Below are 24,058 nucleotides of genomic sequence, written 5' to 3'. Positions count from 1 at the left end.
GCGCGGCCTTATTCGCTCGAATTCGCGTATGGCGAGTCCGCGTTCTGCGGCCGGAAGCGGCGATCGTAGCCCTTCGCGTAAAGGCTGCTTTCGCCGAAACCCTCGGCATCGAGGACGCGGCCCACGAGGATGATCGCGGTGCGTTCCATGCTCCCGGCCACCGCCGCGCCGATCGTGCCGAGCGTGGCCTGTACGATGCGCTGGTCCGGCCAGCTTGCCCGCCAGACCACGGCGACAGGGCAGTCCGCGTCGTAGAACGGGGTGAGGTCTCTCGTCAGCTGGTCGAGGTTGTGGATCGAGAGGTGGATGGCGAGCGTCGCGCCGGTGGCGGCGAAATTGGCGAGGCTTTCCGCCGGAGGCATCGTGCTCGCCCGGCCGGGCGTGCGGGTCAGCACCAGCGACTGCGCCAGCGCCGGCAGTGTCAGTTCCGTCTCAAGGGCGGCGGCGGCGGCGGCGAAAGCCGGTACTCCGGGGGTCACGGTGAAAGGAATATCCAGCGCGCGAAGCCGGCGCAGCTGTTCTCCCATTGCGGACCACACCGACAGGTCGCCGGAATGCAGCCGCGCCACGTCGTGTCCGGCCGAATGGGCGGCGGATATCTCCGCAACGATGGCATCGAGATCCATGGAGGCGGTGTTGACGATCCGCGCGCCCGGCGGACAGTGGCCGAGCACGGCCTGTGGGATCAGCGACCCGGCATAGAGGCATACCGGGCTCGCGGCGATCAGGTCTCGGCCGCGCAGGGTGAGAAGATCGGGCGCGCCGGGCCCGGCACCGATGAAATGAACTGTCATGGCAATGCTCCTTGGGCGATGGCGCAGGTCGCCATGCGATCGCGTGAAATCTGGCGCCGGGTGAGGAGGCGGGGCTGATGCTCCCGCAACGCGGCAAGCGCGCAGGCCTCCGCCACACTACCAAGGCCTCGGGCCACCTGTGAGGCCGCGGAGGCGGTCATCGTGTGCACGCCCACAAGGTGCTCGGGCGCGATGGCGATCACCGGCAGGGACAACAGGTTCGCCAGTTCGGCCAGCCCGTCCGCTTTGTCGGCGAGGGTGGCCAAGTGCGTAATCGGCGGCGCATTTTCACGCGCCAGCTGGTATGCCGAGCACAGCGCGAGGACATTCGCCCCGGATCGGAAACCGAAACCGGCAACGATCACAGCGTCACGCTCCACTGCACGACCGGATAGCGCGACCGCCAGCCCCGCCGACTGCCAAGCGGCACCGCATCGGCGAGTTCGATGCGCAGCAGATCGCCGCCCCGCCGTCCGTGCCATTCTGCCAGCAGGGCTTCGGATTCGAGCGTCACGGCATTGGCCACGAGCCGCGTTCCGGCGGGCAGGCGCGCCGAAAGGGTTTCGAGCAGCGGCCCTGACAATCCGCCGCCGATGAACACGGCGGAAGGCGGCGGACCTTGCGGAAGCGTCTCCGGGGCGCGGCCAAGGACGAGTTGCAATCGGTCGACACCAAGCGCGAGCGCGTTGGCCTTTGCCCGCTCGGCGCGCAGGGCGTCGGCTTCCACGGCGATGGCCTGGTTGGCCGGATGGGCCAGCAGCCATTCGATCGACACCGATCCAGACCCCGCGCCGATATCCCACAGAACTTCCCCCGGTCTGGGGGCCAGCGCGGCCAGTGTCAGCGCGCGCAGCGGGCTCTTGGTGATCTGGCCATCGTGGTCGAACAGAGCGTCGGGCAGGCCGCTGGTCGAGGGCATGGCGCTGGCCTCTCCGCGAACCTCGATGCCCACCGCGACCGGGTGAGCGATGTCGGTGAAGTCCCAGTTTTCGGCCTGTCCGGTCCGAACCCGTTCGCGCGGGCCGCCAAGAGATTCCAGTGCGTGAATGGTGGATGCCCCGAAGCCGAGTTCGCTCAGATAGGTGGCGAGCCGCACCACCGCCGCGCCATCGCGGAGCAAAACCAATACGCGCCCGCCGGACGCCAGATGCGGCCGCAGCCGTTGCAGCGGCGCCGCGTGAAGGCCAAGGCAGGGCGTGCTTTCGATCGCCCACCCGAGCCGCGCGGCGGCCAGCCCGAATGTGGACGGCGCGGGATGCGCTACCCATTCGCCCGGCTGGAGATGGCGCGTCACGCTGGTTCCGGCGCCGAACCAGAATGGATCGCCCGAGGCCAGCATCACGACCTTGCGCCCCCGATGGGCGAGCAATTGCTCCACGCCGTCCGCGAACGGCACTGGCCATTCGATGCGGGCAGCGTTAGGCGCTCCGAGCAGGGCAAGATGGCGGGCCGCACCCATCACAAGGTCGGCTTGATTCAGCGCGGTCCGGCTCGCCGCGCAAAGCCCGTCGATGCCATCTTCGCCGATGCCGACGATGGTCAACCAGGGGGACGAGTTCATGTCAGCCAAGCCGCACGTCCTCCTGCTGGGCGGCACGACCGAGGCGAACGCGCTCGCGCAAGCACTGGCCGAGCATGACATTGACGCCACCTACAGCTACGCGGGCCGCACCGGGAGCCCGCGACCGCAGCCGATTGCCGTACGCGTCGGCGGGTTCGGCGGCGTGGAGGGGCTGGCGGCCTATCTGCGCCGGAATCGCATCACCCATCTTGTCGACGCCACGCATCCGTTCGCGGCGACGATGAGCGCCAACGCAGTGACGGCGGCCGCTCTCGCAGGTGTCGCCCATGCCGCCTTCACCCGCCCCGCGTGGCAGCCCGAAGTTGCGGACCGCTGGACCCGCGTGGCGGATATCGCAGCGGCCGTCGATGCCCTTGCCGGACCGTCCCGACGGGTGATGCTGGCGCTTGGCCGGATGCACGTCGATGCTTTCGCCGACCGGCCGCAACATCACTACCTGCTGCGCTTCGTCGATGCGCCGGATTCGCCGCCGAATTTGCCCCAGTTCAGCCTCGTGGTGGACCGGGGGCCGTTTGGCGTCGATGCGGACCGCGAATTGCTGCGGCACCATGCCATCGACCTCGTCGTCTGCAAGAACGCGGGGGGTACCGGCGCCAGCGCGAAGCTGATCGCGGCGCGGCAATTGGGCCTGCCGGTATTGATGATCGATCGCCCGGTCCTGCCGCACAGGCTCGAATTGCACGGGTCGCAGGATGTCCTTCGGTGGCTCGGTCACGAGGCATCCTCCGGCACCGAGCGCGGGGTGTAGAGGATCGGCGCGCCGGGCCGCTCGATGATGCGGGTGCGGCTGGATCCGACGATCACCATCGTGCGCATATCCGCCATTTCCGCCCGCGCCTCGCCAAGCGGTACGATCCGGAGAGCTTCCTCCGGCGTGGACACCGCGCGGGCGAACAGGATCAGCCGGTCGTCTCCGCAGGCTTCACGCAGGACCGCGAGCGCTTTAGCGAACCCCTCCGGCCGCGCGCGCGAGCGGGGATTGTAGAACGCCATCGCGAAGTCCGCCTCGGCCGCGAGCCGGAGCCTTTTCTCGATGACCGACCACGGCTTGAGATTGTCGGACAGATTGATCGCGCAGAAATCATGGCCGAGCGGCGCTCCGGCGCGGGCTGCTGCCGCCAGCATTGCGGTGATGCCGGGCAGCACCCGGATATCGAGTTCGCGCCAGTGCGCCGGGCCGTCCTCCAGCGCCTCGAACACGGCGGCGGCCATCGCGAAGACTCCCGGATCGCCCGAGGACGCGACCAGCACCCTGCGCCCCTGCGCGGCAAGGTCCAGCGCCATGGCCGCCCGCTCAAGCTCCACGCGGTTGTCGGATGGGTGCAGCACCAGTCCGTCCCGGGGCGCCACCCGCGCCACATAGGGGCCGTAGCCTACCACATCGGTCGCCTCGGCCAGCGCCTGCGTGACTTCGGGCGTGACGAGAGCCTCGTCCCCGGGCCCAAGACCCGCGACAGCGATCCATCCAGTCATGGCCGGCGCCCCTGACCGTGGATGAGCAGAATCGAGAAATAGGGCGCGACGTTCTCGGCATCGACAAGCCGGGTCACCCGCTGCTCGGGCATGGCCGCATATTCGACGAGCCACGCCGCATCCTCGCGCCCGGCGGCGGCCACAGCGCGGCGCAATTTCGGCAGATTGCGGCCGATCTTCATCACCACCAGCGCATCGGTATCGTGGATACGCCGCGCCAATTCCGCTTCGGGCAGAGTCGCCATCGCGACGGTCAGCACATCGTCTCCCCAGGTGATCGGCAGCCCGGTCGCGTTCCAGGCGCCGGCCATGCCGGTGATGCCGGGCACGACTTCCACCGGCACCCGCCCCGAGAGCCGGCTGTGCAGGTGCATGAACGAGCCGTAGAAAAACGGATCCCCCTCGCAAAGCACGACGACGTCCTCGCCGCCGCGCGCAGCCTCCGCCAGCCGCTCCGTGCAATCGGCATAGAAAGCCTGAAGGCAGGCATTGTAAGCGGGATCGTCGAGCGGAATTTCGGTCGTGACCGGGTATTCCATCGCGATTTCGACCGCATCGGTCCGCAGCAGGCTGTCGACGGTACTCCGCGCCCGGCCCGTGTGTCCTTTCTTGCGGAAATAGGCGATCTGCCGCGTGCCCCGCACGAGCCGGTCGGCGCGCACGCTCAGCAGGTCCGCCGCGCCGGGGCCGAGACCGACACCGTGGATGGTTCCTGACGCGCTCATTCCGCGCGGCTCGCCAGTGCGTTGACGGCCGCCACGGTAATGGCGCTGCCACCAAGCCGTCCCTCGACGATGCAGCAGGGAACCGGTGCGGTCAGCCACAAGGCATGCTTGGACTCGGCCGCGCCGACGAAGCCCACCGGGCAACCGATGATGGCCGCCGGGCGAGGGCAGTCGGGATCCTTAAGCATGTTGAGCAGATGAAACAGCGCGGTTGGCGCGTTGCCGATGGCGACGATCGCGCCGCCGAGATGCGGCCGCCACAGTTCCAGCGCCGCCGCCGAGCGGGTGTTGCCGATCCGGTGCGCAAGGTCCGGCACTTCGGCATCGCCAAGGGTGCAGATGACCCCGTTGTAAGCGGGCAGGCGCGCGCGGGTAATGCCTTCGGACACCATCCGTGCATCGCAGAGAACGGGCGCTCCCGCAGCCAGCGCGGCGCGCGCGGCGACTGCAAAATCGGCGGAAAAGCGGATGTGCGCGGCCAGTTCGACCATGCCTGCCGCGTGAATCATGCGAACCGCAACGGGCTCCTCCTCGGCGGAGAAGTGGGCAAGGTCGGCTTCCGCGCGGATGGTGGCAAAGGACTGGCGGTAGATCGCCGCGCCGTCCTTTTCATAATCGTAAGGCATCAAGCGACTCCAAAATGGGCGAAGAGGTCTGCGGCATCCAGACCCGAATGACGGGGCGGAGAACCGGCGCACGCGCTGAAGGAAAGGTCGTAGGCACCCTCGCGCCCGGTCACGACCACGTCGGCGGCTGCGGGATGGGCGCAGCCCTTGGCACAACCCGAAACATGCAAATGCCCGGAGACATGGGGGGCAAGGCGGGCGGCGAGCGTCCGGGTCTCGACACTGGCTTGCGGACAGTCGGGGGCGCCGGGGCAGGCATCGGCGCGCAGCAGCGAATGGTGGGGATCAATCGACAGGCCGTCGTGCTCGATCGGCCCGGCCCCCTCCGCCAGAAGGATGCGCCATGGGGTCGTGCGTAAGCCCGCCACGCCGGAGACCTGCGCCAATCGCAGGAAGGCTTGCGCGCTCACGCGGCCGAACGGCAGGCCATAGGCGGCGCCCATCGCGTGACGGCCGGGGAGGGGCAGGGGCGCGGCGAGCACCGGGGCGGCGGTTCCTGTCGCCCAGTCCGGCAGGGGTGCGGAATGGCGCGCCATGCGGCCCGCGCTTGCTCCGCCGCTTGCCATGAACCAACGCGTCAGATCGATCAGTGCGGTGACTTCCCCGCCCGGCGCCAGTCCTATGCCGGTAGAGCGTCCATCGGCGCGCAGCTGGAGCATGCCGTCGCGTCCGCGCTCGATCCGGAAATCGCCGGGTTCGGCGGACAGCATAGGCACAGGTCCGGCGTCGATGACGAAACCGGCCTTGCCCGGCAGCGCGGGTAATTCGTCGAGCCGTGCGTCCAGTTCGCGCGCGATGCGATAGCTATCGTCGCCCGGGTGCCACGCGGGCGAGACGAGAATATTGCGCCGGGCTTCGCGTGTCGCGTCCGCATCCACGAGGCCGGACGCCAGCAACCGGTCGAGCAGGCGCGGCCAGTCCGCCTCGCTGACGCCGCGAATTTGCAGGTTCGCGCGGCGCGTCAGGTCAAGCGCGCCCGACCCATGCGCAAGCGCCGCTTCGCCCAAAGCGACTGCCTGAGCGGGCGTCAGGCGGCCGAGACGCGGCTTCACGCGGACCAGCAGCCCGTCTCCCGCCATCATCGGACGCCAGGCATCGGGGCACCATCCCCGTACCGTGCCGCCGCTTCGATCCCCTTTCAGCGGACCCAAAATCGCTCTCCGCGCGCCGGGCGAACGAAGGCGGGGCATACCGACATGGCCGGCCGACGCGCGGCGATGGGCAGGCGCGAACTACGCCCACCACCACGCGACCGTGCAGCCCCAGCCACACAGCTTCGTCGCCCAGACGGAGAAGAACCGTGCCATGACCATCCCCTGGGTCAGGGCAAGAGCGACCAGTGCGCCGGCAGGTCTCCTGGCTCGCGGGTCACAGCTTGATGCACGCCTTCCCAGATCGGCAACGCGCCGGTCCAGTGGCTGCCCTTAAAAGGGCGTGTGCATCGCGCTATCCGCTTACAGTTGCAGGGACAGCCGCGGATTTGAGGGTTACACCCCCGCACCACATTCCCGATTAAGCCCCCTTTGGGGCACCGGCACGATCATGTCCGGCAACAGGCATGCCTGTCACCTTGCCGCCGCTCTATCGAATTGGCTCTGCCAAGCCAATAGCCGATCCGTGATCGCCGCGCCCGCGATCACGGCTTATGGTGCGGCTGCAAGGCCGGCGACCGCATCGCGGCTCCAGCCGCCGCCCATCGTCAGATAGAGCGATACCCGGGCCTGCAACGCCGCCGTCCGCGCCTGCACGAGGTTGAGTTCCACATTGAGCAGGCCGCGCTGGGCAACCAGTTGTTCGAGATAGGGCGAATAGCCCTCGCGGAAGCGGTTGGTGGCAAGGCGCAGGCCTTCGGCGTCTGCCGTGCGCTGGGTGGTCAGGATGGTCATGAGTTCGTCCGCTTCCCGGGCCGATCCAAGGGCGTCCTCCACCTCGCGAAAGGCGGTGAGCGCGGCCTTGCGGTAGGCCAGCGCGGCATTGTCCCGCTGGGCGGCGGCGCTTTCGGCTCCCGCGCGCAGCCGTCCGCCTTCGAAAATCGGCGCAAGGATGCTGCCACCCAGAGACCACACTCCGATCGGATCACCCACCAGCAGCGAGGACCATACCAAGGCGCCGGAGCCGGTGAGTTGAAGCTGCGGCAGGAAGCGCTTGCGGGCGGCGGCGAGCGACTTGTCGGCGGCGGCCAGTTGCAGCTCCGCCTGCGTCACGTCGGGTCGGCGCGCCAAGAGCTGGGACGGCAGGCCTTCCGGGATCACCGGCTCTGTTAGCAGGGCGAGCGAAGTGGCGCGCGCGACGGCACCGGGCACGTCTCCTGTGAGCAGGCGCAACGCGTTTTCCTGCCGCGCGGTGGCTTCGCGCAGGGAGGGGATCAGTTGGGCGGTGGCCTGATACTCGGCCTGTGCCTGCGCAAGGTCCAGACGCGGCGAGTAGCCCGCGCCGACCCGGCGCTCTGCGAGTTGCAGTTCCCGGCGCCGCGCGTCCAGCGTCTGTTGGGCAATGGCAAGCTGCGCGTCGAGGCCGAGCAAGGCGATATAGCCGTTTGCCGCCGTCGCCGCGACCGAGAGGCGGATCGAATCCCGCGCTGCCTGGCTGGCCAGCCACCCCGCGCGCGCTGCTGCCTGCTGGTCTGCCAGACGCCCAAAAATATCTGCTTCCCACGCTGCCTGCACGCCCGGCTGCGCGAGCTGCTGCACCTCTGCGACCCCGAAGGCATCGATGCTGCGCGAATCCGATGCCGAGGCAGCGGCATCGACCGTGGGCAGCAACTGCGCATGGGCCAGCCGTTCCTGCGCCCGCGCGTCCCGGATGCGGGCAGCGGCCTGCGCGATGTCGATATTGCGCGCCAGCGCCGCTTCGACGAGCGCGGTAAGCTGCGGGTCGCCGAAGGCCTGCCACCATGCGCGGTCGAGCGGCGCGGTCGGCCCTGTGTCGGTTCGCCACTCTGCGGGCGCGACCACGGGCTCCACGGGCGCGAGGGCGACAGGCGGCCCTGCGCAACCGGCGGTAAGCGCCAGCAGGCTTGCGACGATGGCAAGGCGCCGCATCAGTCCCTCGTCGACACGGTGATTTCCACCGACATGCCCGGACGCAGCCGCTGTGCGAGGGCCTGCCCGGGATCGATCTTGATCCTCACCGGAATGCGCTGCGCCACTTTCACGAAGTTGCCGGTGGCGTTGTCCGCCCGGAGCACCGCGAATTCGGAGCCGGTGGCGGGCGCGATGTCCTGCACATGGCCTGTCAGCCGCGCGCCGCCCAGTGCGTCCACGCGGAAATGGGCGCGCTGTCCGACCCGCATGTCCCGCGTCTGCGCTTCCTTGAAGTTGGCGATGATCCACATGTCGTCCGGCACCAGGAACATGAGCTGCGTGGCCGCCGAGACGTAGGCGCCGTTACGCACGCCGATTTCCGAAAGGCGCCCGTCCACCGGCGCGCGGATCACCGAATTGTCGAGGTCTATCTGCGCCAGATGGAGCTGCGCCTGCGCCGCTTCCACCGCCGCCTGAAGACCGCCCCGGCCGACGATCACAGATCGCACGTCCTGCCCGCCGATCGCGCGCGAGGCGCCGGCCTGTCGCACCGCCGCTTCTGCTGCGAGCAGGGTGGCCAAAGTCTGGTCGCGCTCCCGCTCCGAAATCGAGCCGTCCGCCACCAGTGCATCGGCGCGCTTCATGTCGGCCCGCGCCCGGACGAGCTGCGCTTTGGCGCTGGCGATCCCGGCTTCCTGCCCCAGCAGCGCCGCCTCGCGTGAGCGCTGGCTCTGTTCGGAATTGGATAGCGCAGCGATCTGCCCGGCAAGGTTGGCCTTCGCCTGTTCGACCCGCGCCTGATAGATGCGCCGGTCGATCGTCGCCAGCACCTCTCCCGCCTTCACATGCTGGAAATCGCGCACCGGAACCGAGGTGACATAGCCGTTCACCTGAGGGCTGATGACCGTCACTTTGCCGCGGACATTCGCATTGTCGGTCCGCTGCGACCATCCCGCGAAGGGCGGCAGGTCCCAGGCATAGAGGATGGAGAGCACGCCCAGCACCGCCAGCACGACGATCGCGGCCACCGTCCAGCGGCTCTTGACCGGGGGGCTCCAGCCCGCCGGGGGATTGATCTGGGTATCGACGCCGCTTGCGCCGTTTCCAGCAGTATCGGCCCCAGCCGTATCGCGTTCTCCGCTGCCTTCCACGCCTGCCCTCTGCTTTCTCAATTCCGATCCGCGGGAGGTCCACCGGCGGCCGCTGCCGCCTGCGCCGCGCTGCGCGCCTGCATTTCGCGCTGGAGCAGGATAATCGGCGATTCCTCCCTGCGCCGCCGGATGCCCAGACGAATGGTGATGCCCCACAGGACCGCCGCCACCGCCAGCCAGCCGGAGAGCATGAAAACGTCGTTATAGGCGAGGATATTCGCCTCCCGCGCCACTTGCTGCGACAGCAGCGCCACCCCTTCCGCCGAACGCAGCACCGGATCGCCCACCACGCTGGCAAACGCGCCTCCTCCCGCGCGCAGGCGGTCCGCCACTTGCGGGTTGGTCATGACGATGCTTTGCACCAGTTCGTGCGAATGGTACTTCTCGCGCAGGGTCTGGAACGTGCCCAGCAGCGCGGTTCCGACAAGGCCGCCCACGCTCTGGCTCATGCCGAACAGCACGACGAAGCTCACCATGTTCTTGCCGCCGCCCAGCAACGCCCGCGCAAAACCGATGGCCACCGTCTCGGCCAGGAACAGCATCGCGGCGAAGCCGATCAGCGCCTGACTGAAATAGAGGTTCGCCGGGCGCGTAAGATTGGTGGAATTGGCATCCATGAAGGAGCCGATTGCAATCAGCACCACCGCCATGTTGATGAGGCGACCGGGATGCGCGGGGTTGAACATGGCCAGGGCGAACAACAGCCCGGCGATGGAGGCCAGCACGATCAGGCCGTTCAGGATCACCATCTGGTCGTTGATCATGCCCACCGTGTTCAGCAGGCCCACCGAACCGAACGTCTGTTCGGACAGCAGGATGCGGACGGTGGCCGCCACCGCGAACAGCCGCAGCATCTCCCGCGTGCCGATCCAGCGCGTGTTGATCAGCGGGTTGCTGCGGAAATGTTCGTGGATGAACCCGGCGGAGATCAGCGCCACGCTGGCGGCCAGCGACCAACCCATCCACGCCCGCTCCGTCCACCATTCGATGCGCCCTTCGGAGAGGACGGCGATCAGCAGCCAGAGGCCGGGCGCGAGCATCGTGAACGCCACGAAATCCAGCCGCTCGAATGCCTTGATCCGCTCACTGGGCGGCAGCGGCAGCGTCATGATCGCGGCCAGCGTGACCAGCGCCAGCCCCAGTTCGAAACGGTAGAGCATGTGCCAGTCGCCCGAAATCAGCAGGCCGGGAGACATCATGCGCGCCAGCGGCGTCGTCAGCTGCGATACCGAAAGGCCGATCATCGCGCCCATGCTGCGCTTGGCCGGAGACATGCCCTGCGTAAGATAGAGCGTGGTCAGGGTGGAGAGCCCGGCACCCGCAAGCCCGCTGACCGCGCGGACTGCCACCGAACTCCAGAACCCATGGACCAGCAGGTGCAGCATCGTGGTAACGGCGTAGACCACCATGATGTGGCGGATGAAGGTCTGCAATCCGAACTGCTGGCGGAACTTCACCAGCAGCAGGTTCGCGGTGACGTTGGTCATCAGGTAGGCGGCGGTGAGCCAGGCGCTTTCATTGGTGTCCAGCCCCAGCGTGCCTTGCGCGAAGGCAAGGTTGACGGTGACCAGCGCATTGGCCAACCCGCCGGTGATGCCGACAAGGATGCCGATCAGGAAATAGAGGCGGCGGCGGTTGTCCGGATGATCGGGATTGGCGGGTGAGCCGGCCAGCGTGGGGCGCTCATGTGGTTTGAACTCATAGTCCATCCCGTTCCTTGCCCATTACCCCAGCGGCTTGACGCGAATCCGCGGCTCCGTGCTGAAGCCGCAGACTGGCCTGCTTCGCCCGCAAAGACAAGCAGCTAGGCCCAGGTGCGTCATCCGCAGATCGATTGCATCGCCTGCATGAGAACGCTTTGCCTGCCTTGCCCATTCTCCCGCGTTTGCGCGGCGGCGGCCAGCACGGCAGCGGGGAGGGCGAGGAGCATCGCGCCGCTGCCGATCAGCATCCATTTGGGATAGCCGCGCAGCCGTCGCCAGAATCCGGCGACGGCTGCCGCGATAAGTGCCACGAGGCCGCAGCACAGCATTGTCAGGCGCCTGCTGGGGCGGTCACTCGGGTACGGCCGTCATCGGGGTAACTGTCATGCCGGCGCACCCAGTCGCCAAGATTGCCGCCGTCGCGCTCGTTGCGTCCCTTGGGCACCATGTCCAGCCAGCCATAGGCGGCCACTACGGTCTCGTTCCCGCGCGCATAGCTGGAATAGGTGTGGTAGATCGCGCCATCCTCGTCGCGGAAAAACACGCTGGCGCCGGGAAGGTCGCTGATTTCCGGATCGGGCTGTTGCTGGAAATTGTAGAACACGCCGTTCCGCCGTTCTTCATCGGCGAACGAGACGTGGAAGTCGTGATTGAAGTCATTGCCGCCCGACGAGACCCAGGTGAACTGCCAGCCCATTCGCTGGCGATAGGCCTCCAGCTTCCCGATCGGAGCGCGGGACACGGCGACCCAGCTGACATCGTTATGCTCGAAATGCTGACGCGGGCCGTCGATCTGGTCGGACAGGAACGAGCAGCCGGCGCAGCCTTCTTCCCATTCGGGCGCGAACATGAAGTGGTAGACGATTAACTGGCTGCGTCCGTCGAACAAGTCGGCCAGCGAGACAGGACCGGCCGGCCCTTCGAAGACATAGTCCTTCTCTATTCTCACCCAAGGCAGTGCCCGGCGTTTTGCCGCCAGGCGGTCACGCTCATGCGTCCAGGCTTTTTCTTCGGCGAGCAGAGCGCGCGAGGCTTCGATCCATTCAGCCTGAGAAACGATTTCATGCTTCATCGTCCGTCTCCACGACTTGCGCAAAATGGCGCACCAACTTGTCGAGCGAGCCGCTCCAGCCGTCCGCGTGGCTGGCCCGCGACACCTCGTTCTGCAATCGGGCGTGGGTGAATGTCAGTTCGGTGCCGGTGCCGCTGTTGCTGCCCGCATTGATCTCGATAGGGCGCAGCGCGATCTCGATCCGCGAGACCGCGCCGTTTTCTTCCGGTTCGCCCCCTTCGGTCCAGCGGAAGCTCATGACGAGGCGGTGGGGCGGGTCGACTTCAAGATATTCGCCGTCGCTCTCATGCTCAGTGCCGTCGAGCATGCGGAAGCGGACCCGGCAATGCCCGCCGACGCGCACGTCCGTCTGCGCCATCAGGACTGGCCCGGCGTCCGGCCCCCACCATGCGGCGATGCCGTCCGGGGTGGTCAGCGCGTCAAACACGATCGACGGGCGCGCGGCAATTCGGCGGATGAGGGTCAGCGAGGTCATAGGTCGTTCTTTCCGAGTCCGCCGGTCTCGATTTCGCGGGCTCTGGCCTCCTCGGCCTCGGCATAAGCGGTCAGCCGATCGAGGCGCGCCGACCAGAAGCGCTCATAGCGGCCGAGCCAGTTCATCGCTTCCTCCATGGGCGCGGGCGTGAGCCGGACCGAGACGATGCGCCCCTGCTTCGTCCGCGTGATGAGCCCGGCGTCGCTCAGAACGTCGAGATGCTTCATCACGGCGGGCAGCTTGATCGCGAAGGGATCCGCCAGTTCGCTGATCGACAGGCCGTCATGGCCTTCCAGCCGCGTCAGGATCGCCCTGCGGGTGGGATCGACCAGCGCTGCAAAAGTGCGGTCCAGACTCGGTTCAAAACACTTCACCATGTAGTGAACTATCTGCCTTGCGGGCAGGGCTGTCAAGAACGGGCAGGGCGCCCGTCCGGTTCGTGGCTCTATTGGAAGAAGGTGATGGGAATCCGAAGACCGGTCTGAAGATCGGGCGCATCTTCCGTCACGCCCATTTCCACTGTCCAGTTGACCGTCGTACGCTGGTTGACGCGATAGCTGAGGCCGAACAGGAAGCGCCCGATCTGGAGATCGCGGGTCTTGGTCGTAAGCGGATCGCCGTAGGTTTCGATCCCGTTCTGGATCTCGATCGGGCGGAGGGTGCTCTTGGTGCCGAAAAGCCAGTTGTGGGCATAGGCAAAGCTGATCGACGTACGTTCGTTGAGCGCGAGGCCGACGCCAAGAGTCATGCTCGGTCCCGAACCGGGCTTCACATGATCGATCTGCGCGTCGCTGATCCGCGTGTTCACGTTCTTGCCGAAATTCTGGTTGTAGCCCAGCACGCCGAATATCGTGGCCGGATCGGACGGCATGATGACCGTCACGCTGGGCTGGACGCCCCAGAAGCCGAAGCCAGTTGCGGACTTGGTGGCATTGCCCAGCGCATCGCGGGGAACTCCGTAAGGATCGGAGCCGGTGGGTGCCACGACCTGCAAATTGGCCGTCAGGAACGGCCAGCCGTGCGTTCCGTTGTTGATCTGATACCGGGCCAGCATCTGGATGTCGCCCAGCCCCGATCCGTTTGCGGACGTGTTCACGGTGCCGGTGCCCGATTGCGGCGGGTTCTGTACGAGTGGAACCAGGACGGCCGTGTCATCGCGATAGACCCACGGAACCTGGACGCCCACTTCGATGCGGTTGGTCAGCCCGTAGCGAACGGTGGCGGCGGCAGTGAGCACGTCCTGCCGGCTTTCATTGATGTCGAAGACGCCCACCAGCACGGACTGCGGGATTTCGATACCGCGAAACACGAAGCGGTTGCGGTCGTCACGCGTATATTCGAATGTGGGCTCGATCGTGAGGCGGCCTGCCTTGGTCAGGACGCTGCCTTGCGCCGCCAGCACGGCGACTTCCTGCGGGCGCGGCCGCTCGGTGGGCTTCTCGCCTACGCTGGTCAGGGAGTCGGACGATTGGGCTCCCGGCTGAGTGGCGGGCTGAGCCGCGTCGGATTGCGGGGCCAATGCCAGCGACGATGTCGAGGGAACGGGCGAAGGGCCCTGCCCGAACTGCGGGCCGGGAATGCCCCTTGCGCGCATGGCATCCAGCAAGGAATCCTGAAGCTGGCGAAGCTGCAATTCCTGCGCGTCGAGAGCGTGGCGCTGATCTTCTATCGCGCGGCGCTGAGAGTCTATCTGTGCCTGAAGCTTGGCTAGATCCGGCGCCGTGCGCTTTGCCGCATCGGCTGCGGTGCCATCCGGTTCGGTTTCAGCCAGAGCCGGCCGGGGCAATATTGCGAACAGCACGACGGTGCTTGCCAGAAAGCCTCTCATCAACCCTCCCCACTATCGCGTTCATCTAGCGAATGCCGCGACCCGCTGTATCAAGAGCAATCGAATCCGCCCGCAGCAACGAGTTGCCGACGAGAATTCCGGAGTTGGGCACCGCGACGTTGATCGTGACCACGGTGTCTATGGTTCTGTCGTTGGCTGTATTTGCAACAATACTTCCAGTTAAGCTACCAATCATTTGACGCAATTCAAGCGAATTTCCGTTCAGAATCACTTGCGAACCGCTGTCGTTCTTGACGAGTTGCACCGATCCCGATGGGGTCGATACAGCCGGGCCATTGGGAGTCAGCGAGACCTGCTGTTCCCCTGCTACGGGTTGAATGGTCGTCGTCGCATCGCCGACGTGGACGACGACCCCGCCGGCCGTGCCGGTTCCCGTGCCCGAGGAACTGACGGCGCCGCTGCCATTGCCAACGAATACTACCGGTGTTCCCGTATCGCTATTGAGCACGCTGCGCAGCGCCAGCGTTCCGTTCACCAAAGTCTGGATATCCACGCCGACCACCACGTCCATGCCGTTCGGCAGTTCGAAACCGCCGCGCAATGCATCGAGTTCGCTGTCCGTCAGGGTTGCGGCTGCCCCGAACAGGGGAATCCCCGGATCACGGTCGGCAGACATCGCGCTCTTGCCGGGTTCGGTGAAGGGCGAGATCGGACCCGACCGGGAATCCAGATCTGCCGCGGCGTGGCTCGGGCTGGCGATGCCTGCCGCCAGCAGACCTCCTGCCATCCACCAGCTGCCAGCGCGCCACGATGCCACTGCCACCTCCTACATCACGAACGGATAGGGCTGGGCGCGGGTGAGTTCGAGGGCCTGCAGGCTGGCAGGCTCCATCATCTCCGTCACCCGGCTTCGCGGGGCGAGAGCCCATTCCTCCTTGCGGCCAAAGCTGCTCTTGCCGCGCTCCAGCCCATCGGCGAGCGCGAACAGGATGCCGTTCCACATCGAACTGAATTGCTTCGCGTCGATCAGGCGGATGCCCAGCGAAGGATCGCCGATCAGGACTTTGCCGTCCTCCACGCCCTTCACCACGACGAAATGCTTGTAACCCTTTAGATTGATCAGCGCGATGCCGGGCACTTGCGTCCGCTGGATGTCGGCCAAGGTCACGACATAGCCGTTCGCCTTGATACCGCGCGCGTTGAGGTAGCGCTTCATGTCCAGCAGGGAAAAGCCCAGGCGCTTGATCTGTTCACGGTCCCCTTCGTTCCACATGCCCACGAAGATGCTCTGCTCGTTCTGAAGGTCGCCATAGTGGTATCGCAGCAGGGTCGCGAGCGCCGCCGATCCGCAGCTGAAATCGTACCGTTGGCGCACCACTGTCAGAAAGCGGCGTTCGGCCATGCTCTTGACCGGCAACGCATAGTCGCCCGCGGCAAGGCTGAGGGTGGAACCGGTTGGAGGTATCGGATGACTGGCACAGGCCGTCAGCAGCATGCCGGTTGCCATCACTAGGCAGGCCGCGCCGCGACTGATTCCGTTATTGGCCCCGCTTTTGGCCTCGTTACTGAATCGCGACATTAACATTCATCGCGGAGTTGATGGACACGTTGTTGCCCGTGTTCGTGTTGATCAGCGCCAGCCCGTTGAAGGCGCCGAATGCTCCGCCGTCGAATGATATTGTGCCGGTGGTGGGATCACCGTTGATGATATTCCCGGAAATCGTGCTGATGTTGTTCGCGTTTGCCGTCTGCTCCTGGACCTTGACGTCGGCCATGCCCGTGATGTCGGCCAGCTTGGCCTCATCGACGACAGTGGCGGAGCCAAAGGGTGCGTCGGTTCCGATCTTCGGTTCCGGCAAGGTGAGATCGGGGGCCGCGTTCAGCTGCGCGATCGGGGTATCCGGCGCCGCCGCGTTCGGCTGGCCGGGATCGTCAGAAGCAAATGCGGGTGCAGCATGAAGCAGGCCGGGTACGAAGACTCCGGCAAGGAGAATGTGAGAGCGGGACAAGAGAGCATCTCCTTCGCGTGGAACTGCACCGAGAGATACCGGCCGCCCAGCGGGCGGCCGGTCCCTCATTCACGGCCTACTGGCCCAAGGAGAGCGTACCGATGGTCGCGCCCACATTGATGCTGGCATTTTGCGATGCGAACACGCCGGTATTGACGTTCATCGCGTTCAGACCGGCAAAGTTCGAGAACGCGCCGTTATCGAACGTGGCGTTCCAGGTCATGACCGGCGATCCGCCAGCACCACCTGCACCACCAGTGCCGCCGGCACCGCCGGTGCCACCGTCACCGCCGCCACGGCTGCCGGCGTTTGCATTGCCGCCATCGCCGCGGCCGCCGCCCGAGCCGCCTTCGGAAGGCTGCCAGAAGGTGACTTCGCCGCCGGTCACAGTACCTGCAAGCGACGAATAGGTGGTCTGGGTCGTGTAAGTGCTCGTCGAAGTACCGCCATTGTTGGCAGAGCCGACGCCGCTGGAGTCACTGCCCGCGCCCGAAGCATTTACCGCCAGACTGGCCGTGCCACCGTTGTTGGCCGAACCAAGCCCACTCGAATCGCTGCTGTTGCTTTCGTCATGGGAATCGAGGGCCAGATTGGACGTGCCGCCGTTATTGGCGGAGTTCGCGCCACTGGAGTCGCTTTGGTTGCTCTCGTCGTGCGAGTCCGTCGTCACTGCGGAAGTGCCGCCATTGTTGGCGGAGCCAGGGCCGCTGGAATCGCTGGCGGCGCCGGTGGCATTGACGTCCGTCGTTACCGCGGAAGTGCCACCGTTGTTGGCTGAACCGAGGCCGGCCGAATTGCTGGAATTCGAATTGTCGGTGGGGGTGGAGGTGTTCGTGGAGGTGTTCGTCGAACTGTCGGTGGACGTTGCCGTCGAATTACGGGTGGCATCGGCAAGGCTGCCGCCGCTACCGGCTGTTTGTGCAAGCGCAGGGCCCGCAACCAAGGCGAATGCGCCGACCGAGGCAGTCAATAACAGAGCATATCTCATGGCTATTCCTCTCGCGTTAAACGGCTGCTCAGAGCCTCCAAGACGACACCTTTTCCGCAAGACGCCGCAGTTCGGCGATATAACTCGAAGCGATTGGGCGGCTTAGCCCCAGACAGGTGTTTGCCCTGCCCTCAAATGAGCGAAATCCGTACCCCCATTTGAGGGGGGAGCGGCAAACGGCCTGATATGAACCACGCCGCGAAGGATCATCCGCACGAGGTCGGTCTGGCGGTGGGTATCGGTCTTGGCGAAAATCTGTTTCAGGTAGGCGCGCGCGGTTTGCGGCTGGATGTGCATTTCACGCGCGGCAGCGTCGATGGTCAGCCCTTTGACGAGGCGCATGACCAGTTCGGTTTCCGAAATCGTCAGGCCATGGGCGCGGCACAGCGCCGTCGCAAGCGGCCGGGCATCGACATCGGGATCAAGGACATAAAGGGCGATGGCCGCACTGCCATGCGCAGGTGACGCATCGGGCAACCGCGCCACGACGGCGACAAGCGGCCGGGCGTTCACGCGCTGGATGAGTATCAGCGACGTTCCGTCGATCTCGGTTGCGGCGCTGTGCTGGCCGTGGGCGAGGTGGTGGATCGCTGTCTGCAATCGCACCGCGTTGTCGAAATCGGTGGCCGTGACCGACTGCCCGGCCCGGCGCAGGCCATTGCCCAGTTCCAGGAAATGCAACGCTCGAACATTGGCGAAAATGATGTTGCCGTCCGCGTCCAGAAGAAAGGTCCCGAAATCAAACAGATCGAGCCCTTCCGCCAGCGCCGCCGCGCGGCCGCGATGCAGTTTCGCTTCCCAGAAAAGTCGGAGATAAGCCTCCACCCAGCTGTGAATTCCCTGCGCGGCCAGGGCCCGCATCGCCCACTCGTCGGTGTCGAAGCGGCAGACCGAAAGGGCGAGGAACGAGGCCGAGTCAACCGGACAGGAGAACGTGATTCTGCGGGCACTCCGGACGCGATCCGGCAAATGCACATTCTCGATGTCAAAATGCCCGCATCGCAGTGTGGTGGATTCGGACCGCCAATCGTCATAGGCGGCGGCCTGCTGGATCGAATGGGCGATCCCATGTGCAAGGCTGTCTGCCATGTGGGAAATGGCAATGACTTCAGGAAGTTCGCTATCGGCTTTATGCTGCGTCAATACCGCCATGGGGCAGTCGACATGCCGGATAACCAAGTCGAACAGGCTGTTCAGGGCCAATTGGTCCCACTGCGTCGTCGAGGATCGCGCCACGGCCTATTTCCTTCCGACTCCCTCAGGAAAAGAAGGCTCCCGCGCATGATGAATGCTGCGACTATTGCGTTCACAACAGTCGAAGTTGCGCAGACAGGACAAATCTTCTCCACCGGACTTTTGCCAATTTCTTGGACTGTTTTCCATATTGTCACTACCGATGTTCATCAATCTAGCGCTATTTGAGTCCATGTTAAGGAAAATACCTATTGAGCATTAATCCTCCCTAATCTCAGTCACCCAAATTTGACATGGTGGAAAATGAGTAGTCAAAAGTCGGAATGGGGGCGGATCGGCAGTTTGCGGGAGGAGTCTTGAGGTTTGGCTTCGGCGGGGCCAGAGGGCCGTAAAAGGCTCGGAAATCCGCCACTTTTCGCCTTGCGCCGATGATGCCCGAGCGAGGTGGATTTCGGGACAGATGGCGTCCGGGCCCCCGTTTGCGATGGGAGCGCAAGGCGTGTCGATTATACGCGCGTCGATGTGGTAAACCGCACTGGAGGGCTTGGTTTACAAGGAGATTTCGGAGCTATCCGGCTGACAATCGCCTCGTCGCATTTTGCGCGGACGACGAGCCGTTCGGCGCTTCAGGCATGGCCGGAGAAGCGGAACTCGGCGAGGGTTTTCACGACCTGACCATTGGTGTCGACAAGGCCGATTCCGACGCCTTCGACCTCTCCCACCGTTTGCGGCTGGGTCTTGTCCGTCTCCGCCATGAATGCCGCCAGCCCGGGATTGGTCTCGTTCGCGAGCAATGTCAGGTGCGGATCGAACTGCATGAACACGTTGGGCGAGCCGTAGCGTTCAAAGGCGGGAAGCTTGGCCGGATACTGGCTCATCCAGCCGGGCGGGGAGACGTTGTGATCGCGATAGGGTTCGGCCGCCAAGGTCACCAAATCCGCCAGTCTTTGCAAGGCGGGGCTCCACTTGACGCGCAGGAACAGCCAGTTGGATGCGGTGCGCTCCTTACCGTCGAGGATCAGGGGGAAGGACTTGTAATCCTTCACGACTTTGGCAATCGCGGCTTCCAGTTGCGGCTCGGCACTGGCCGGATACTGGGTAAGGTACAGGGTGGCATGCACCGCATGACCTTGCGCGTAGAAAGTCGTCATGCCGCGTTTCGCAAGATCCTTGCTGGCCGCTGCCACGGCCTCGACAACCGGTCTGGAAGGGATGGCGTAGATGTCGATGCTCACGGCATCCTGAGCCCGGGCGGGCAGCGCGACGGCCATGGTGGCGGCGAGGGTCGGGATGAAGGCGAGGGCCGGGATGAAATAGCGCGGCATCATGGTGATTTCCCGGCAAACGAGTCAATGAATCAGGGCAATAGGTGGCCCGTGAGCCTACTGGCAATCGTAATCTGACAGCGGCAGCGGCCGGTTCGGCAATAAAGCTGCGTCCCCCACCTGCTGCGGCTGCACCTGTCGACAAGTTGGGGAAAGGCAGTGGATAGCGAGGTGTTCCCATCTGGAATTCCCGCGATAAAATGGCTTAAACGCGCCATTCTCTGGCACGGCTTCAGGTTTTTCGACCGGTCGCTGCCGCATTGCGAGATATCCACGGAGTTTCCTCATGACCGGGGCCGAACTGGCAGTAGCCCGCAAGAATCGCGGTCTGTCCGAGATAGAGTTGGGCAAGGCGATCGGCTACCGCGACCCGGCGCGCGCGGTGCGGCGCCTCGAGGCATCGAGCAAGGTCAACGCGCGGGCATTGAACATGATCAAGGTCATCTTCGGCACGGTCGATCAGGATAACGTGCGCGAGCGGGGATCGCGGCGGCGCTCGGCGCATCCCGATCAACTCTCCTTCGCTTTCTGAGCCTTACCGGCCGCGCTCAGTTACCCTTTTTCGGATCGGGAAGCAGGACTGCGAGCAGGCCGATAGCCGGCAGATAGGCGCAGATCGCGTAGACCGTCTCGATGCCCGCCCGGTCGGCAACCGCGCCGAGCACCGCCGCGCCAAGGCCGCCCATGCCAAACGAAAAGCCGAAGAACAGCCCGGAGATCATGCCGATCTTGCCGGGCACCAGCTCCTGCGCGAACACCACGATCGCGGGGAACGCGGAGGCGAGGATGAGGCCGATCGCCACCGTCAGCGGGCCGGTCCAGAACAGGTTGGCATGCGGCAGCAGCAGCGTGAACGGCAAGGCGCCCAGGATCGAGAACCAGATCACGTATTTGCGGCCGAACTTGTCCCCCAGCGGACCGCCCACGACGGTGCCAACAGCGACGGCGGCGAGGAAGGCAAAGAGGTGGAATTGCGCCGTTTCCACCGAGACGCCAAAGCGATGGATCAGATAGAAAGTGAAGTAGCTGGTGAGGCTGGCCAGATAGACGTACTTTGAGAAGATCATGGCCAAGAGCACGGCGATGCCGCCGAGGGCCTTCTTGCGCGGCAGCGCGGGCATGGCCATCGACTTCTTCTGGCCCGACACGATAAGCGCAAGGCCGTGGTTCTTGTACCACTGCCCGACATTCCACAGGATGGCACAGGACAGCAGCGCGAGCAGCGCGAAGAACGCAAGGCTCGACTGGCCAAAGCGGACCACAACAAGCGCGGCTGCGAGCGGGCCAAGCGCCTGCCCGGCGTTGCCGCCAACCTGGAACAGCGATTGCGCCAGGCCGTGCCGCCCGCCCGCCGCCATGCGCGCCACGCGCGACGATTCCGGATGGAAAACCGAAGATCCCATGCCCAGCATCGAGGCGCCGACCAGCAGCAGCCAGTAAGTGTGCGCGGCCGAGAGGATCATCAGCCCCGCCAGCGAGAACAGGGTTCCGCCGGGCAGCGCATTCGGAGTCGGGCGCTTGTCCGCGTAGAAGCCGACGAGAGGCTGAAGAATTGACGCGGTGATCTGATAGGCCAGCGTTACGAGCCCGATCTGCGAGAACGACAGATGAAGTTCCGTCTTCAGATTGGGATAGATGGCCGGCAGCAGAGACTGCATCATGTCGTTGAGCAGGTGGCAGAAACTGATCGCGAGAATGACGCTGAAGACCGTGATCTCCGGTGCGTCGGATCGTGGGGCGGCTGCAGACGTGCTCATACGTGTGTCTTCTTGTTGTCGGTTGATGTCCCGTAACCTCTGCACAAGTGGCCCGCATTCCTATATGGGTCTTTCACTTTCGCGAGTGGGACATCAAGATTGCCGATCAAGGATCCAGCTTCGGTAGAACACATCCCGCGGCCGATTGTCGGGATCGGTAACGAATATCCGCCTGCTTTCGAACTGGATTGGCACGAACACCGGCGCGGCCAGTTGATCTATGCGGCGCGGGGCGTGGTCGTTGTCAGCACGCCGCACGGCGCATGGGTGGCACCGCCCGAGCGTGCGGTCTGGACGCCCGCCGGATGCCCGCACTCGGTAAAGATGGTCGGCGCGGTGAGCACGCGCAGCGTGCTGATCGAGCCTGATGCGGAAGGTTCGCTGGGTGATCGCAACAAGGTCATCCAGGTGTCGCCGCTGCTGGGCAGTCTTCTCGCTGCGGCGTGCGAAATCGAGCCGGAATATGACGTCGAGAGCCGTGACGGGAAGCTGATGGCGCTGTTGATGGCCGAACTTGCGATCGCGCCCACCGTGCCGCTCGCGGTGCCGTTTCCCAGAACGGCGGCCATTGCGCGCAAGTGTCAGGCTTTCCTCGAACGCCCCACGCCGCACGATACGATTGACGAGTGGGCGGACGATCTGGGCATCGGCCGCCGGGCCTTTACGCGCATGTTCCGCAAGGAAACCGGGCTCAGTCTGGGAGCGTGGCGCCAGCAGGCGTGTATACTTGTGGCTTTGCCCCGGCTCGCGGCAGGGGAAGGGGTCACCACCATTGCCTTCGACCTTGGCTACGACAGCGCTTCGGCCTTCACCACCATGTTCAAGCGGCGCGTGGGCGTGGCGCCGAGCCACTACCATCCGAACGGTCTGATCGGTGAAATGACCGAGGCCTAGGCCGCCGCATTTTCACGGGGGCGAACGGGAGGCAGATTGCCTTTCCGGCATGCCCTGCGCCGTGGGCCGGTATCGGGAGGCGTAGAAAAATTTGCTTGTCCGCCGTGGCCTCATATTGTCTAGTAATTCAGTTGAGATTAGATGGCGTGGCCGATCCGTGCCGGGTGGAATGAATGACGATCAATTATCGAAGCTTCGGATTCCAGGTGCTCGTGGGTATGCTTGCCGGCGGCGCGCTCGGCTTTTTGGCACGCGCGCTGGGGACCGGGGCCGGGGGTGAACTCAACGGGCTTGCCGTCGCGCTGAAGACGACCGGATCGACTTTCGTCGGGCTTCTGAGTGCGACCGTGCCGCCGCTGATCTTCGCTGCCATCGTCACGTCGATCGCGAACTTGCGCAGGCTTGAAAACGCCGCCCGGCTGGCGGGGCAGACGCTTCTCTGGTTCGCGATCACGGCGCTTATCGCGGTATCGATCGGCATCGCCGTCGGCATCATCGTCCAGCCGGGAGTGGGCGTGGATGCCGGGTCACTGGCGAGCCACCGGCCCGCAAACGTCGGGACCTGGCTGGATTTCCTGAAAGGACTGGTCCCGGCGAACAGCCTTGGGCTGAGTGCCAACACCAAGATCGGTGAGAGCGGCGCCCCAAGCACCGCGATTTCGTTCAACACCCTTCAGATCGTCGTCATTTCGCTGGCAATCGGGTTCGCGACGCTGAGTCTCGGAGAAAAGGCGGAGCCGTTTCTGGCCGTCATACGCTCGTTTCTGGCGGTAATGCGCACGATCCTGGGCTGGATCATCAAACTGACGCCGATCGGCTCGGCGGCGCTCATCGGTACGGCCGTCGCGACTTACGGCTGGGACATGCTGCACCAGCTCGGGAGTTTTGCCGCCGCGACCTATCTCGGCCTCGGTATCGTGCTGTTGGTCGTCTACCCCGTACTGCTTCTGCTCAACGGGCTGTCGCCGCTTTCCTTCTTCGCGAAAGCATGGCCGGCGATCCAGCTTGGCTTCGTATCGCGCTCGTCGGTCGGAACGTTGCCGGTTACCGAACTGGTGGTCGAACGAATGGGCGTCGAAAAGGGATATGCCGCATTTGCCGTGCCTTTGGCCGCGACGACCAAGATGGACGGGTGCGCTTCGATCTACCCCGCGCTGGCGGCGATTTTCGTCGCGAATTTCTACGGCATTCCCCTGCATCTTCTCGATTACGTGCTGATCGTCTTCGTTTCCGTCCTTGGATCGGCGGCCACTGCGGGCCTGACCGGCGCGGTCGTGATGCTCACGCTTACGCTTACGACGCTTGGGCTACCGCTGGAAGGTGCCGGTCTCTTGCTGGCGATCGATCCCATCATCGACATGGGGCGAACCGCCGTGAACGTGGCGGGACAAGTGCTCGTGGCAACGGTCGTCGCCAAGCGGGAAGGGCTGCTCGATCAGGCGGCGGCGGGTGATCCGGACACGCTGTCGGCGGCGTGA

At 65.2% G+C, this 24,058-nt stretch carries 26 protein-coding genes and 1 riboswitch; of the genes, 4 read left to right on the top strand and 22 right to left on the bottom strand.

What is annotated here, in order from left to right:
* Positions 1–8 precede the first annotated feature (8 nt).
* From cobM to cbiE, 3 genes are read right to left on the bottom strand one after another with little or no spacing between them, the layout of a single operon-like run.
* Positions 9–794 (bottom strand): precorrin-4 C(11)-methyltransferase, encoded by a 786-nt coding sequence (cobM, locus tag EDF56_RS21035; protein WP_132391213.1) that lies wholly within the window; start codon positions 792–794, stop codon positions 9–11.
* Positions 791–1,159: a cobalamin biosynthesis protein gene (locus tag EDF56_RS21030; protein ID WP_132391211.1), complete on the bottom strand. Its 369-nt coding sequence runs from the start codon at positions 1,157–1,159 to the stop codon at positions 791–793. Before EDF56_RS21030 ends, cobM begins: the two co-directional genes overlap by 4 nt.
* Complete coding sequence (gene cbiE, locus EDF56_RS21025; RefSeq protein WP_165912307.1) at positions 1,156–2,355, bottom strand: precorrin-6y C5,15-methyltransferase (decarboxylating) subunit CbiE; 1,200 nt, start codon at positions 2,353–2,355, stop codon at positions 1,156–1,158. The genes EDF56_RS21030 and cbiE overlap by 4 nt, the downstream gene beginning before the upstream one ends.
* On the opposite strand from cbiE, the gene EDF56_RS21020 reads away from it, so the two are divergent.
* Positions 2,354–3,124, top strand: a complete 771-nt coding sequence (locus EDF56_RS21020) for a cobalt-precorrin-6A reductase (protein ID WP_207904826.1) — start codon at positions 2,354–2,356, stop codon at positions 3,122–3,124. The genes cbiE and EDF56_RS21020 overlap by 2 nt on opposite strands.
* Here the strand turns inward: EDF56_RS21020 and cobJ are convergent.
* From cobJ to EDF56_RS20930, 18 genes are all read right to left on the bottom strand, one after another.
* Positions 3,088–3,849 (bottom strand): precorrin-3B C(17)-methyltransferase, encoded by a 762-nt coding sequence (gene cobJ / locus EDF56_RS21015; RefSeq protein ID WP_132391205.1) that lies wholly within the window; start codon positions 3,847–3,849, stop codon positions 3,088–3,090. The genes EDF56_RS21020 and cobJ overlap by 37 nt on opposite strands.
* Positions 3,846–4,574 carry a precorrin-2 C(20)-methyltransferase gene (gene cobI, locus EDF56_RS21010; protein ID WP_132391203.1) on the bottom strand — a complete coding sequence of 243 codons (729 nt, stop codon included), beginning with the start codon at positions 4,572–4,574 and terminating at the stop codon, positions 3,846–3,848. Before cobI ends, cobJ begins: the two co-directional genes overlap by 4 nt.
* Entirely contained in the window at positions 4,571–5,200 is a 630-nt protein-coding gene (locus EDF56_RS21005) for a precorrin-8X methylmutase (RefSeq protein ID WP_132391201.1), read from the bottom strand. The genes cobI and EDF56_RS21005 overlap by 4 nt, the downstream gene beginning before the upstream one ends.
* A complete protein-coding gene (locus EDF56_RS21000) occupies positions 5,200–6,351 on the bottom strand; it encodes a cobalamin biosynthesis protein CobG (protein WP_347812998.1) in 1,152 nt (383 codons plus the stop codon). Before EDF56_RS21000 ends, EDF56_RS21005 begins: the two co-directional genes overlap by 1 nt.
* A gap of 177 nt (positions 6,352–6,528) precedes the next feature.
* Positions 6,529–6,751: riboswitch (cobalamin riboswitch) on the bottom strand.
* A gap of 92 nt (positions 6,752–6,843) precedes the next feature.
* Positions 6,844–8,241, bottom strand: coding sequence for an efflux transporter outer membrane subunit (locus tag EDF56_RS20995; RefSeq protein ID WP_132391199.1), 1,398 nt, complete (start codon positions 8,239–8,241; stop codon positions 6,844–6,846).
* Positions 8,241–9,299 carry an HlyD family secretion protein gene (locus EDF56_RS20990; protein ID WP_243652754.1) on the bottom strand — a complete coding sequence of 353 codons (1,059 nt, stop codon included), beginning with the start codon at positions 9,297–9,299 and terminating at the stop codon, positions 8,241–8,243. The genes EDF56_RS20995 and EDF56_RS20990 overlap by 1 nt, the downstream gene beginning before the upstream one ends.
* A gap of 92 nt (positions 9,300–9,391) precedes the next feature.
* A complete protein-coding gene (locus EDF56_RS20985; protein ID WP_132391195.1) occupies positions 9,392–11,083 on the bottom strand; it encodes an MFS transporter in 1,692 nt (563 codons plus the stop codon).
* A gap of 110 nt (positions 11,084–11,193) precedes the next feature.
* Positions 11,194–11,406, bottom strand: coding sequence for a hypothetical protein (locus EDF56_RS20980; protein ID WP_132391193.1), 213 nt, complete (start codon positions 11,404–11,406; stop codon positions 11,194–11,196).
* A 2-nt stretch (positions 11,407–11,408) separates the two neighbouring features.
* Complete coding sequence (locus EDF56_RS20975; protein WP_132391191.1) at positions 11,409–12,149, bottom strand: DUF899 domain-containing protein; 741 nt, start codon at positions 12,147–12,149, stop codon at positions 11,409–11,411.
* A complete protein-coding gene (locus EDF56_RS20970; RefSeq protein ID WP_132391189.1) occupies positions 12,139–12,624 on the bottom strand; it encodes an SRPBCC domain-containing protein in 486 nt (161 codons plus the stop codon). The genes EDF56_RS20975 and EDF56_RS20970 overlap by 11 nt, the downstream gene beginning before the upstream one ends.
* A complete protein-coding gene (locus EDF56_RS20965; RefSeq protein ID WP_132391187.1) occupies positions 12,621–13,001 on the bottom strand; it encodes a metalloregulator ArsR/SmtB family transcription factor in 381 nt (126 codons plus the stop codon). Before EDF56_RS20965 ends, EDF56_RS20970 begins: the two co-directional genes overlap by 4 nt.
* Before the next feature lie 68 nt (positions 13,002–13,069).
* On the bottom strand, positions 13,070–14,452 hold the full coding sequence (locus tag EDF56_RS26490) for a hypothetical protein (RefSeq protein ID WP_132391185.1): 1,383 nt from the start codon (positions 14,450–14,452) through the stop codon (positions 13,070–13,072).
* A gap of 25 nt (positions 14,453–14,477) precedes the next feature.
* Positions 14,478–15,230: a hypothetical protein gene (locus EDF56_RS20955; protein WP_132391183.1), complete on the bottom strand. Its 753-nt coding sequence runs from the start codon at positions 15,228–15,230 to the stop codon at positions 14,478–14,480.
* A 9-nt stretch (positions 15,231–15,239) separates the two neighbouring features.
* On the bottom strand, positions 15,240–15,908 hold the full coding sequence (locus EDF56_RS20950; protein WP_243652747.1) for a C39 family peptidase: 669 nt from the start codon (positions 15,906–15,908) through the stop codon (positions 15,240–15,242).
* Between the two features lie 67 nt (positions 15,909–15,975).
* Positions 15,976–16,422, bottom strand: a complete 447-nt coding sequence (locus tag EDF56_RS20945; protein WP_132391179.1) for a hypothetical protein — start codon at positions 16,420–16,422, stop codon at positions 15,976–15,978.
* A 76-nt stretch (positions 16,423–16,498) separates the two neighbouring features.
* Positions 16,499–17,410, bottom strand: coding sequence for a hypothetical protein (locus tag EDF56_RS20940; protein ID WP_132391177.1), 912 nt, complete (start codon positions 17,408–17,410; stop codon positions 16,499–16,501).
* 102 nt (positions 17,411–17,512) lie between these two features.
* On the bottom strand, positions 17,513–18,646 hold the full coding sequence (locus tag EDF56_RS20935; RefSeq protein ID WP_132391175.1) for a helix-turn-helix transcriptional regulator: 1,134 nt from the start codon (positions 18,644–18,646) through the stop codon (positions 17,513–17,515).
* Between the two features lie 584 nt (positions 18,647–19,230).
* A complete protein-coding gene (locus tag EDF56_RS20930) occupies positions 19,231–19,932 on the bottom strand; it encodes a 2'-5' RNA ligase family protein (protein ID WP_243652746.1) in 702 nt (233 codons plus the stop codon).
* Between the two features lie 283 nt (positions 19,933–20,215).
* Here EDF56_RS20930 and EDF56_RS20925 point away from each other — a divergent pair, with 283 nt between their 5' ends.
* Entirely contained in the window at positions 20,216–20,461 is a 246-nt protein-coding gene (locus tag EDF56_RS20925; protein ID WP_132391173.1) for a hypothetical protein, read from the top strand.
* Between the two features lie 16 nt (positions 20,462–20,477).
* On the opposite strand, the gene EDF56_RS20920 is transcribed toward EDF56_RS20925, so the two are convergent.
* Positions 20,478–21,686 carry an MFS transporter gene (locus EDF56_RS20920; protein ID WP_132391171.1) on the bottom strand — a complete coding sequence of 403 codons (1,209 nt, stop codon included), beginning with the start codon at positions 21,684–21,686 and terminating at the stop codon, positions 20,478–20,480.
* Between the two features lie 99 nt (positions 21,687–21,785).
* Here EDF56_RS20920 and EDF56_RS20915 point away from each other — a divergent pair, with 99 nt between their 5' ends.
* The gene (locus tag EDF56_RS20915; protein WP_132391169.1) at positions 21,786–22,580 is read left to right on the top strand and encodes a helix-turn-helix transcriptional regulator; all 795 of its coding nucleotides are present in this window, start codon (positions 21,786–21,788) and stop codon (positions 22,578–22,580) included.
* A gap of 173 nt (positions 22,581–22,753) precedes the next feature.
* Positions 22,754–24,058: a dicarboxylate/amino acid:cation symporter gene (locus EDF56_RS20910; protein WP_132391167.1), complete on the top strand. Its 1,305-nt coding sequence runs from the start codon at positions 22,754–22,756 to the stop codon at positions 24,056–24,058.

The organism is Novosphingobium sp. PhB165 (genome assembly GCF_004341845.1).
Taxonomy (GTDB): Bacteria; Pseudomonadota; Alphaproteobacteria; order Sphingomonadales; family Sphingomonadaceae; genus Novosphingobium.
The sequence above is the reverse complement of the archived record's forward strand: the minus strand, read 5'-3'. Positions and strand labels throughout refer to the sequence as shown.

Excerpts from the sequence above, each read along its gene's own strand:
- cobM (WP_132391213.1), bottom strand. The coding sequence starts at position 794 with ATGACAGTTCATTTCATCGGTGCCGGGCCCGGCGCGCCCGATCTTCTC.
- EDF56_RS21020 (WP_207904826.1), top strand. The coding sequence starts at position 2,354 with ATGTCAGCCAAGCCGCACGTCCTCCTGCTGGGCGGCACGACCGAGGCG.
- cbiE (WP_165912307.1), bottom strand. The coding sequence starts at position 2,355 with ATGAACTCGTCCCCCTGGTTGACCATCGTCGGCATCGGCGAAGATGGC.
- cobJ (WP_132391205.1), bottom strand. The coding sequence starts at position 3,849 with ATGACTGGATGGATCGCTGTCGCGGGTCTTGGGCCCGGGGACGAGGCT.
- cobI (WP_132391203.1), bottom strand. The coding sequence starts at position 4,574 with ATGAGCGCGTCAGGAACCATCCACGGTGTCGGTCTCGGCCCCGGCGCG.
- EDF56_RS21005 (WP_132391201.1), bottom strand. The coding sequence starts at position 5,200 with ATGCCTTACGATTATGAAAAGGACGGCGCGGCGATCTACCGCCAGTCC.
- EDF56_RS20995 (WP_132391199.1), bottom strand. The coding sequence starts at position 8,241 with ATGCGGCGCCTTGCCATCGTCGCAAGCCTGCTGGCGCTTACCGCCGGT.
- EDF56_RS20985 (WP_132391195.1), bottom strand. The coding sequence starts at position 11,083 with ATGGACTATGAGTTCAAACCACATGAGCGCCCCACGCTGGCCGGCTCA.
- EDF56_RS20980 (WP_132391193.1), bottom strand. The coding sequence starts at position 11,406 with ATGCTGTGCTGCGGCCTCGTGGCACTTATCGCGGCAGCCGTCGCCGGA.
- EDF56_RS20975 (WP_132391191.1), bottom strand. The coding sequence starts at position 12,149 with ATGAAGCATGAAATCGTTTCTCAGGCTGAATGGATCGAAGCCTCGCGC.
- EDF56_RS20970 (WP_132391189.1), bottom strand. The coding sequence starts at position 12,624 with ATGACCTCGCTGACCCTCATCCGCCGAATTGCCGCGCGCCCGTCGATC.
- EDF56_RS20965 (WP_132391187.1), bottom strand. The coding sequence starts at position 13,001 with ATGGTGAAGTGTTTTGAACCGAGTCTGGACCGCACTTTTGCAGCGCTG.
- EDF56_RS26490 (WP_132391185.1), bottom strand. The coding sequence starts at position 14,452 with ATGAGAGGCTTTCTGGCAAGCACCGTCGTGCTGTTCGCAATATTGCCC.
- EDF56_RS20950 (WP_243652747.1), bottom strand. The coding sequence starts at position 15,908 with ATGCTGCTGACGGCCTGTGCCAGTCATCCGATACCTCCAACCGGTTCC.
- EDF56_RS20940 (WP_132391177.1), bottom strand. The coding sequence starts at position 17,410 with ATGAGATATGCTCTGTTATTGACTGCCTCGGTCGGCGCATTCGCCTTG.
- EDF56_RS20930 (WP_243652746.1), bottom strand. The coding sequence starts at position 19,932 with ATGATGCCGCGCTATTTCATCCCGGCCCTCGCCTTCATCCCGACCCTC.
- EDF56_RS20925 (WP_132391173.1), top strand. The coding sequence starts at position 20,216 with ATGACCGGGGCCGAACTGGCAGTAGCCCGCAAGAATCGCGGTCTGTCC.
- EDF56_RS20920 (WP_132391171.1), bottom strand. The coding sequence starts at position 21,686 with ATGAGCACGTCTGCAGCCGCCCCACGATCCGACGCACCGGAGATCACG.
- EDF56_RS20910 (WP_132391167.1), top strand. The coding sequence starts at position 22,754 with ATGACGATCAATTATCGAAGCTTCGGATTCCAGGTGCTCGTGGGTATG.